Consider the following 9,730-nt stretch of genomic DNA (forward strand, 5'->3'; position numbering starts at 1 on the left):
CGAGCCTGCTCGCGAAAGCGGTGTGCCAGCTTGCATTGATATCACTGATAAACCGCATTCGCGAGCAAGCTCGCTCCCACAGGGATTTGTGTTGAAACAGAAATGAAAACGCCCCGATCATCGCTGATCGGGGCGGTTTTTTATTGCCTTGACGCCGGTTACGCGGCGATCGACAACTTGAGCTTGTTCATCGCGCTCTTCTCGAGCTGACGGATCCGCTCGGCCGATACGTTTGTACTTCTGCGCCAGGTCGTGCAGCGTGGCTTTCTCTTCTGCCAGCCAGCGCTGGTAGAGGATGTCGCGGCTACGTTCGTCCAGCACTTCCAGCGCTTCGTGCAGGTTGTGGTTGGAGTTGTCGCTCCAGTCGGCATCTTCCAGTTGACGCGCCGGATCGTACCGGTGGTCTTCCAGGTAGTTGGCCGGCGACTGGAAAGCACTGTCGTCGTCAGCTTCTGCAGCCGGGTCGAAGGCCATGTCATGGCCGGTCAGGCGACTTTCCATCTCGCGCACTTCACGTGGTTCGACGCCGAGGCTTTCCGCCACACGGTGGACTTCCTCGTTGTTCAGCCACGCCAGACGTTTCTTCTGGCTGCGCAGGTTGAAGAACAGCTTGCGCTGGGCCTTGGTGGTCGCGACCTTCACAATGCGCCAGTTGCGCAGGATGAACTCGTGAATTTCCGCCTTGATCCAGTGCACGGCGAACGACACCAGACGCACACCCATTTCCGGGTTGAAGCGTTTTACCGCCTTCATCAGCCCGACGTTGCCTTCCTGGATCAGGTCAGCCTGAGCCAGACCGTAGCCGGAATAGCTACGGGCAATGTGTACGACAAATCGCAGGTGGGCGAGCACCATCTGCCGAGCCGCCCCCAGATCCTGCTCATAGTAGAGACTCTCGGCCAGTTCACGCTCCTGCTCCGGCGTCAGCAATGGAATGCTGTTGACGGTGTGCACATAGGCTTCCAGGTTCGCACCCGGAACCAACGCGTACGCAGGTTGCAAAGAATTGGTCATGCGAAAAAACCTCCCACTTACATACTCGTGCCTCTCGGCACTGCGAAAAATTGACCGGGAATTCAAGTACAAGTTCCCAAAAAAACCGCAAGGTCAATCACGCGCAAAAAAGATTCTACTTCGGCGCCAGCTCCCTGAGATGACGTGCGACTGCAATCCATGCACCGATATAACCCAACAGCACCGCGCCAAGCAAGAGCGACAGACCGTCGGCAACTGGCACTCCGGCCAGCGCGAAATCACTGCCGTACAAGCCGGCCAGTCCAACCACCGCGTCGTTCAGCCAGTTCAGGCCGAACGCCAGCACACCCCAGGACAGAACACCTGCACCGAAGCCATACAGCGCGCCCATATAAAGGAAGGGACGGCGCACATAGCTGTCGGTGCCGCCGACGAGTTTAATCACTTCTATCTCTGTGCGGCGGTTTTCAATATGAAGACGAATGGTATTGCCTATCACCAAAAGTAATGCAGAAACCAGAAGCACCGTCAGACCGAAGACAAAACGATCACCGAGCTTGAGGATGGCAGCCAGACGCTCGACCCAGACTAGATCAAGTTGCGCCTGTTGTACCTTGGGCAGCTCGGAAAGTTTTTGTCTTAATGCTTCCAGGGTCGGCTTGTCGACCTCGTTCGGGGTCACCAGCACCACGCCCGGCAGCGGGTTCTCCGGCAGCTCGCGCAGGGCTTCGCCCAGACCGGACTGCTGCTGAAACTCTTCCAGCGCCTGGTCACGGCCGACATATTCGGCATCAGCAACGCCGGGCATGCCTTTGATCTGCTCGCGCAACGATTCGCCCTGCGCGGGCGTGGCGTCCAGTTGCAGATACAGCGAAATCTGCGCCGCCCGCTGCCACGAACCGCCGAGACGCTCGACGTTATTGATCAGCAGCGACAGCCCCATCGGCAAGCTCAGCGCCACGGCCATCACCATGCAGGTGAAGAAGCTGCCGATCGGCTGCTTGCCAAGGCGACGCAGGCTGTCGAGCAGGCTGGCACGGTGACTTTCGATCCACGAGCGCAACAGCGTGGAAAAGTCCGGGCCGTCGTCATCGTCGTGTTTTTTCTTCTTCGGCGGTTGCGGGTCGGCGGCCTTCGGGGCCACGCGCTCGGAAACCTTCGGACTGCGTGTCGCACTCATACGCCGGCCTCCCCGTCGCCAATCAAGCGGCCGCGCTGCAGGGTCAGCATGCGGTGCCGCATGCGCGCAATCAGGGCCAGGTCGTGACTGGCGATCAGCACGCTGGTGCCCAGTCGGTTGATATCTTCGAACACGCCCATGATCTCGGCCGCCAGACGCGGGTCGAGGTTACCGGTCGGTTCGTCCGCCAGCAGCAGCGCCGGACGGTGAACGATGGCGCGGGCAATGCCGACGCGCTGTTGCTGACCAGTGGACAGGTCGCCGGGGTACAGATCGGTTTTATCCGACAGCGCCACGCGCTCCAGCGCCGAATCGACGCGCTTGGCGATCTCGGCCTTGGACAGCCCGAGAATCTGCAGCGGCAGCGCGACGTTGTTGAACACCGTGCGATCGAACAGCAACTGGTGATTCTGGAACACCACGCCGATCTGCCGGCGCAGGAACGGAATCTGCGCATTGCTGATGGTGCTCAGGTCTTGCCCGGCCAGCAGCAGTTTGCCGCTGGTCGGACGCTCCATCGCCAGCAGCAGGCGCAACAGTGTGGATTTACCGGCACCGGAGTGACCGGTGACAAACAGAAACTCGCCACGACGGACTCGAAAGCTCAGCTCATGCAAGCCGACGTGACCGTTCGGGTAGCGTTTACCGACCTGTTCGAAACGAATCATGAACGCTCCCGCTCGGCAAACAGTGCCTGGACAAAGGGTTCGGCTTCAAAGGTACGCAGATCGTCGATGCCTTCACCGACACCGATGTAGCGGATCGGCAGGCCAAACTGCTTGGCCAGGGCGAAAATCACCCCGCCCTTGGCGGTGCCGTCGAGCTTGGTCAGCGCCAGGCCGGTCAGTTCGACGGTCTGGTTGAATTGCTTGGCCTGGTTGATGGCGTTCTGACCGGTGCCAGCGTCGAGCACCAGCAACACTTCGTGCGGCGCGTCGGCGTCGAGCTTGCCGATCACCCGGCGAACTTTCTTCAACTCTTCCATCAGGTTGTCTTTGGTGTGCAGACGACCGGCGGTGTCGGCGATCAGCACGTCAATGCCACGGGCCTTGGCGGCCTGCACGGCGTCGAAGATCACCGACGCGGAGTCGGCACCGGTGTGCTGGGCGATCACCGGGATCTTGTTGCGCTCGCCCCAGACCTGCAACTGCTCAACGGCAGCGGCGCGGAAGGTATCACCGGCGGCAAGCATGACTTTCTTGCCTTCCAGCTGCAGCTTCTTCGCCAGCTTGCCGATGGTGGTGGTCTTGCCGGCGCCGTTGACGCCCACCACCAGAATCACGAACGGCTTGGTCTGCGAGGCGATTTTCAGCGGCTGTTCGACCGGTTTCAGCATCGCCGCCAGCTCGGCCTGCAGCGACTTGTACAGCGCGTCGGCGTCGGCCAGTTCTTTGCGGGCGACCTTCTGGGTCAAGCGCTGGATGATCTGCGTGGTGGCTTCGACACCGACGTCGGCGGTCAGCAGACGGGTTTCCAGCTCATCGAGCAAATCGTCATCAATGGTTTTACGGCCGAGAAACAGGCTGGCCATGCCCTCGCCGATGCTGGCGCTGGTTTTCGACAGGCCTTGCTTGAGGCGGGCGAAAAAGCCGACTTTGGTTTCTTCGCTGCGCGGGGCTTCCACTGGCGTTTCAGCAACCACGTCTACCGGCACCACCGGAGCAGCGACGACCGGTGCAGGTGCAGGCTGCTGAACGACCGGCGCAACAGGGGCGACGACCACCGGGGCCACGGGTTCGGGAACAACCGGTGCCGGCTCGACAACCGGCTCAACCACTGGCGCCGGAGCGACTTCAGGGACGAACGCGGCGGGCGCCGGAATCGGCGGCGTCACATGCGGCGATGCCTCTTCGACCAACGCCACCGGCTCTTCCGCCACCGGCAAGGTCAGCCACGGCTCGGCCGCCGGGGTCAGGGGCAACTCGGCCGCCGCCGGGGTTTCAGGTTGCGGCTCTGGCTCAACCGGTTGCAGCACCGGCTCGGCAATCGGCAGCACGATCGGCGCCGACTCTTCTTCTATGGCAGGCGCTGGCGTCGGAGCCGGTTCAGGAATCTCGGGCGGCTGTTCGACGACGGGTTCCTGCGGTTTCTTACGCAGCCATCCGAACAGGCTTTTCTTCTCGCCAGCCGCAGCTGGGGTCTTCTTGTCGTCGTTGGAACCAAACATGGAGGACGGCTATCTCACGGTAGCGACGCGCCATAAGGGCGCCCCGGCAAATAAATATTCGATGCAGAACAGACTGTGTTTCATCCAGCTTGTTCACGCGCAACATTTTGTCGAGGCGCCAGCGGCACCCCAAAGATTCGTATTAACGAAGGACTCAACCGGCAAAATCGGCGAAAAAGCGAAGTCTAGTCGATAAACCGCAGCTTTCTGCCGCCAACCTATACAACCGCATCAGGCCTGAAAACCTGATAGGCGTGGTCGCCGGTAAAACGGATCAGTATCCTAGCACCCTCTCGCCCGCCGACGCTAAGACCAAGCGGGCAGCCCAACAGGTTAAAAAACGAATGAATGCTCTAGCCCGCCGCGCTGCAGGCCTGCTGCTCAGCACAGTCTGCCTGCCCCTTTCGGCCCTGGCGGCCGACCCGCAACCGACCCACGAATTCACCCTCGACAACGGCCTGAAGGTCGTCGTGCGCGAAGACCATCGCGCGCCAGTCGTGGTGTCGCAGGTCTGGTACAAGGTCGGCTCCAGCTACGAAACCCCGGGCCAGACCGGTTTGTCCCACGCGCTCGAGCACATGATGTTCAAGGGCAGCGAGAAAGTCGGCCCCGGCGAAGCCTCGCTGATCCTGCGCGACTTGGGCGCCGAAGAAAACGCCTTCACCAGTGACGACTTCACCGCCTATTACCAGGTGCTGGCCCGCGACCGTCTGGGCGTAGCGTTTGAACTGGAAGCCGACCGCATGGCCAATCTGCGCCTGCCGGCGGACGAGTTCGCCAAGGAAATCGAAGTCATCAAGGAAGAGCGCCGCCTGCGCACTGACGATAAGCCGATGTCTAAAGCCTACGAGCGCTACAAGGCGATGGCTTACCCGGCCAGCGGCTACCACACGCCGACCATTGGCTGGATGGCGGACCTTGACCGGATGAAGGTTGAGGAGCTGCGTCACTGGTATCAATCCTGGTATGCGCCGAACAACGCCACGCTGGTGGTGGTCGGCGACGTCACTCCTGATGAAGTGAAGACCCTCGCCCAGCGCTACTTCGGGCCGATTGCCAGGCGCGACGTGCCGCCAGCAAAGAAACCGCTGGAACTGGCCGAGCCGGGTGAGCGCCAGATCACCCTGCATGTGCAGACCCAACTGCCCAGCCTGATGCTCGGCTTCAACGTGCCCAGCATCGCCACCGCTGAAGACAAGCGCTCGGTCAACGCCCTGCGCCTGATCTCGGCGCTGCTCGACGGCGGCTACAGCGGGCGCATCCCGACGCAACTGGAGCGCGGCGAAGAGCTGGTTTCCGGCGGTTCGTCGAGCTACGACGCCTACACCCGTGGCGACAGCCTGTTCACCCTGTCGGCAACGCCGAATACGCAGAAGAACAAGACCATGGCGCAAGCTGAAGCCGGTCTGTGGAAACTGCTGGAACAACTGAAAACCACCGCACCGTCCGCCGAAGAACTCGAGCGCGTGCGGGCACAGGTCATCGCCGGCCTGGTGTTCGAACGTGATTCGATCACCAGCCAGGCCACCGCGATCGGTCAACTGGAAACGGTCGGTCTGTCTTGGAAGTTGATGGACACCGAACTCGCCGATCTGGAAAGCGTAACCCCGCAAGACATCCAGAACGCCGCCAAGCTGTATTTCACCCGCGAACGTCTCAGCGTCGCCCATGTCCTGCCACTGGAGACGACTCATGAGTGAGCGCAAATCCCCACGCCTGTTGCTCGGTTTGATCGCCATCGCCGTGATCGGCTCTGCCGCGTTCTATCTGATGCCGGGAGTCAAACCCGACGCCAGCGAAGCGCTGGACAACGCCAAGACCAGCCAGAAGCTGCAATCGCTGGCCGAACTCGATGGCAAGGCCCCGGCCAGCCGCAAGCTCGACGTGCAGACCTGGAACACCGCCGAAGGCGCCAAGGTGCTGTTTGTCGAAGCCCATGAGCTGCCGATGTTCGACATGCGCCTGATCTTCGCCGCTGGCAGCAGCCAGGACGGCAATGCGCCGGGCCTGGCAGTCCTGACCAATGCCATGCTCAACGAAGGTGTGGCGGGCAAGGACGTCGGCGCCATCGCCCAAGGCTTCGAAAGCCTTGGCGCGGATTTCGGCAACGGTGCCTACAAGGACATGGCGCTGGCGTCGCTGCGCAGTCTGAGTGCCGCCGACAAGCGCGAGCCAGCGCTCAAGCTGTTCTCCGAAGTAGTGGGCAAACCCACGTTCCCGACCGACTCCTTCGCGCGCATCAAGAATCAGATGCTCGCCGGTTTCGAATACCAGAAACAGAACCCCGGCAAACTCGCCAGCCTTGAGCTGATGAAGCGCTTGTACGGCGACCACCCTTACGCGCATTCCAGCGACGGCAACCCGCAGAGCGTGCCGAAGATCACTCTGGCGCAACTGCGTGAGTTCCACGCCAAGGCCTACGCGGCGGGCAACGTGGTGATCGCGCTGGTCGGTGACCTGTCGCGCGCCGAGGCGGAGGCGATTGCCAATCAGGTCTCCGGCGCCCTGCCGAAAGGCCCGGCGTTGGCGAAAATCGCCCAGCCGCAGGAACCGAAAGCCAGCGTCAATCACATCGAGTTCCCGTCCAAGCAAACCAACCTGCTGCTCGCACAGCTGGGCATCGACCGTGACGACCCGGATTACGCGGCGCTGTCGATGGGCAACCAGATCCTCGGTGGTGGCGGTTTCGGCACCCGGCTGATGAGCGAAGTGCGCGAGAAGCGCGGCCTGACCTACGGCGTGTATTCCGGGTTCAGCCCGATGCAGGCTCGCGGCCCGTTCATGATCAACCTGCAGACCCGCGCGGAAATGAGCGAAGGCACGCTGAAACTGGTGCAGGACGTGCTCGCCGATTACCTGAAGAGCGGCCCGACCCAGAAAGAACTCGACGACGCCAAACGCGAGCTGGCCGGCAGCTTCCCGCTGTCCACCGCAAGCAACGCCGATATCGTCGGCCAACTGGGCGCCATGGGCTTCTATAATCTGCCGCTGAGCTATCTGGATGACTTCATGCGTCAGTCCCAGAGCCTGACTGTCGAGCAGGTCAAAGACGCGATGAACAAACACCTGAGCACGGACAAACTGGTCATCGTCAGCGCTGGCCCGACCGTGCCGCAAAAGCCGTTACCGGCCCCATCTGATAAACCTGCCGAGCCACCGCTCGGGGTTCCGGAGCATTAATGGCTACTCGTCCTAAAAAACCTGCGCAGAACGTCCATAACGGTGTGAACCAGCTGCGCATCATCGGCGGCGAATGGCGCAGCCGCAAACTGAGTTTCCCCGATGCGCCGGGCCTGCGCCCGACGCCGGACCGCGTGCGCGAAACCCTGTTCAACTGGCTCGCGCCGTACGTCGCCGGGGCCAAAGTACTGGACCCGTTCGCCGGCAGCGGCGCGCTGTTTCTTGAAGCACTGTCGCGTGGCGCGGCCATGGGTCAAGCGCTGGATGCCAGCCACGTAGCGGTATCGAGCCTGAAGGAACACCTCGGCACCCTGCGCTGTACCAACGGCCAGGTGCAGACCGCCGACGCGCTGCGTTATCTGGAGACCCAGGTCGCCTCGCCGTTCGATCTGGTATTTCTCGATCCGCCGTTCAACCAGAACCTGCTGCCAGCGGTCTGCACTTTGCTCGAAGAGCGCCAATGGCTGGCGCCGGATTCGTGGATCTACACTGAAAGCGAGACCGCGCCATCGACGTTGGGCCTGCCGGGCAACTGGCGCCTGCACCGCGAGCAGAAATCCGGGCGGGTGTACTACGCGTTGTGGCAACGTATGACAGAGATCGCCGGTTAACTGAAAGTTTGCGCTAAATCTGTGGCGAGGGAGCTTGCTCCCGCTGGGTCGCGTAGCGGCCCCTTTTTCAGAAGCGAGGCCTGCTGCGCAGTCCAGCGGGAGCAAGCTCCCTCGCCACAGTGTTATTTATTGCCAGTCGGACATCCTTTAAACGGTGTTGTTTAAATCGCTCGGCGGTTACTTCCCGATGCCTACAACAACTTGCGTGGATACCTACAGCTACGCCAGAATCCGCCGGCTTGTGCGCCTGGAGGGCCATCGGTAACTTGATTCGCGTCACTGATTTCCAGTGATCGGGTTTAGTAGCCCGAGGTTACGCGATGCGCATTGGCACCATTCAGTCGGACATTCATCCGCGCTTGATGGTAGCTGTACGCAGGGCGCCTTCGGGTGCGCCGGTCGCGTCTCCCCGGTCTACTAACCTGCGTTCAGCTGCCACCCCTTCGTTTAGTAGCGATCCGGTGCCGGCTCCATTTACCGGAGACGAAACATGACCAAATCAACACCACACCCGCCAGACAAAGATCCAGCCTCCCCCTACGAATCCCTCGACTCCAGAAAACTCCACGACGCCGCCGAACGCGCCCTCGACCATTATCTCAATCCCGCCGCCCTCATCATGGCGAGCAGCAACAAACCCGAGCCCATGTACCTCGCCAACCCGAAGTACGACAGCGAATCCCTGCTCGCCAACGCCAGCGAAACCCTGGGCTCGGCAAGCGACATGCTCAACAACTTCGCCGCCATCCTCGACCCCTCCCACCGCAAGACCGCACTGGGCATCGCGCAAATCGTCATGCTCGGTGAACTGGCGGTGAATCAGGCCTGGATCATGTGGGGTTGAAGAAATAATCGCCCACAAAAAACCCGCCTTACGGCGGGTTTCTTGAGGCAAATAGATTAAATGTTGCGCATACGCTACATTGGCTTCAAATTGTTACGGTATCACAACATGGATCACACTCTATTGATCGGCCGTCTCGGTATCCAATTACGAGAGAAACGCATAAATCGTGGCCTGACACAGGCGCAGCTTGCCGATCTGGCGGGACTGACAAGATACAAAGTCATCGCGGTGGAGAAAGGTACCCTTTCTGTCGGCATGATCGCTTATGCGCGCGTTTTGGCTGCACTGGACTGCGAACTCTCGGTGGTTCCAGCAACGATGCCAACCCTTGAAGAGCTTGGAGATTTATTCGAATGAAAATGGCCTCTCTTCAAGTCAGCACCCCACAAGGTAATAGCGGCAGACTTTTCAGCAATGCCGAAGATTTCACTTTTCGATCACGAAGATGCATCGCCAAAAATGGCCATTAGCCTCTCGATGCCTGTACGGCATGACGAATTTCGTCGGCGCGAACTGCATCCTGTTTTTCAAATGAACCTGCCAGAAGGCTATGTGCTGGAACAGTTACGCAATCGCTTGGCCAAGACAGTCAACGTCGACCCAATGTTGCTACTGGCGCTTTCCGGCAGCACATCGCCCATTGGCAGGGTTCACGTACGCTCTGAAACCGTGGATGCCTTGTTGCAGGAGCAAGAATTTCCGGGAGAGAAACTCGAAGAGATTCTCACGTGGGACGGCACGGAAGATATCTTCGCCGACATGCTTGATCG

The 9,730-nt window shown here is 60.7% G+C and carries 8 protein-coding genes and 2 pseudogenes; 6 read left to right on the forward strand and 4 right to left on the reverse strand.

Features of this window, described 5'->3' with window-relative positions:
* Positions 1-158: 158 nt before the first annotated feature.
* The 4 genes and pseudogenes from rpoH to ftsY form a co-directional block, all read right to left on the reverse strand.
* Positions 159-1,014, reverse strand: a pseudogene (gene rpoH / locus HT737_RS13640) (RNA polymerase sigma factor RpoH).
* Positions 1,015-1,129: 115 nt separating this feature from the next.
* The gene (ftsX, locus tag HT737_RS13645) at positions 1,130-2,155 is read right to left on the reverse strand and encodes a permease-like cell division protein FtsX (protein ID WP_007964135.1); all 1,026 of its coding nucleotides are present in this window, start codon (positions 2,153-2,155) and stop codon (positions 1,130-1,132) included.
* The gene (gene ftsE, locus HT737_RS13650) at positions 2,152-2,823 is read right to left on the reverse strand and encodes a cell division ATP-binding protein FtsE (protein ID WP_003229148.1); all 672 of its coding nucleotides are present in this window, start codon (positions 2,821-2,823) and stop codon (positions 2,152-2,154) included. The genes ftsX and ftsE overlap by 4 nt, the downstream gene beginning before the upstream one ends.
* Positions 2,820-4,322: a signal recognition particle-docking protein FtsY gene (ftsY, locus tag HT737_RS13655; RefSeq protein ID WP_182402867.1), complete on the reverse strand. Its 1,503-nt coding sequence runs from the start codon at positions 4,320-4,322 to the stop codon at positions 2,820-2,822. The genes ftsE and ftsY overlap by 4 nt, the downstream gene beginning before the upstream one ends.
* Positions 4,323-4,666: 344 nt before the next feature.
* On the opposite strand from ftsY, the gene HT737_RS13660 reads away from it, so the two are divergent.
* The 6 genes and pseudogenes from HT737_RS13660 to HT737_RS13685 form a co-directional block, all read left to right on the forward strand.
* The gene (locus HT737_RS13660) at positions 4,667-6,022 is read left to right on the forward strand and encodes a pitrilysin family protein (RefSeq protein ID WP_182402869.1); all 1,356 of its coding nucleotides are present in this window, start codon (positions 4,667-4,669) and stop codon (positions 6,020-6,022) included.
* Entirely contained in the window at positions 6,015-7,502 is a 1,488-nt protein-coding gene (locus HT737_RS13665; protein ID WP_182402871.1) for a pitrilysin family protein, read from the forward strand. Before HT737_RS13660 ends, HT737_RS13665 begins: the two co-directional genes overlap by 8 nt.
* Positions 7,502-8,113 (forward strand): 16S rRNA (guanine(966)-N(2))-methyltransferase RsmD, encoded by a 612-nt coding sequence (gene rsmD / locus HT737_RS13670; RefSeq protein ID WP_182402873.1) that lies wholly within the window; start codon positions 7,502-7,504, stop codon positions 8,111-8,113. The genes HT737_RS13665 and rsmD overlap by 1 nt, the downstream gene beginning before the upstream one ends.
* 490 nt (positions 8,114-8,603) lie before the next feature.
* Positions 8,604-8,957 carry a DUF6124 family protein gene (locus HT737_RS13675; RefSeq protein WP_182402875.1) on the forward strand — a complete coding sequence of 118 codons (354 nt, stop codon included), beginning with the start codon at positions 8,604-8,606 and terminating at the stop codon, positions 8,955-8,957.
* Positions 8,958-9,065: 108 nt separating this feature from the next.
* Positions 9,066-9,317: a helix-turn-helix domain-containing protein gene (locus tag HT737_RS13680; RefSeq protein WP_108588991.1), complete on the forward strand. Its 252-nt coding sequence runs from the start codon at positions 9,066-9,068 to the stop codon at positions 9,315-9,317.
* Positions 9,314-9,730: pseudogene (locus HT737_RS13685) on the forward strand (HipA N-terminal domain-containing protein); the annotation flags it as partial. The gene HT737_RS13680 and the pseudogene HT737_RS13685, both read left to right, overlap by 4 nt.

The sequence above is a fragment of the Pseudomonas sp. MD195_PC81_125 genome, assembly GCF_014060985.1.
GTDB lineage: Bacteria > Pseudomonadota > Gammaproteobacteria > Pseudomonadales > Pseudomonadaceae > Aquipseudomonas > Aquipseudomonas parakoreensis.